Here is a 233-nt window from a genome sequence, read left to right as displayed (position 1 = left end):
ATACAAGTCTTCCTCATCATATTTATCATATTGAGCAACAGTCTGAATCTTATACGACAAGTGGAGATTTATGGGATTATCTCTTTGATCTCAATAATGATAACCCTCAAAAGAAAGGTATTTTTATCCCTTGGACTTTAGAATTAGGTTCGTGGTTGTGGGTTAAGAAGAACCCTCTACAGATTCTCTCAACACTTGGAATGTTCAATCCTGTAAAACAACATCGATTTGAT

1 pseudogene is annotated in these 233 nt (G+C 34.8%); it reads left to right on the top strand.

The features are described 5' to 3' along the window. Window positions 1–233 (top strand): annotated as a pseudogene (locus M901_RS17750) (zinc carboxypeptidase); the annotation flags it as partial.

Origin of the sequence: Bacteriovorax sp. DB6_IX (assembly GCF_000447775.1) — a bacterium.
In the GTDB taxonomy this organism is placed as follows: Bacteria; Bdellovibrionota; Bacteriovoracia; order Bacteriovoracales; family Bacteriovoracaceae; genus Halobacteriovorax_A.
This window is presented reverse-complemented; position numbering and strand designations above follow the sequence as displayed.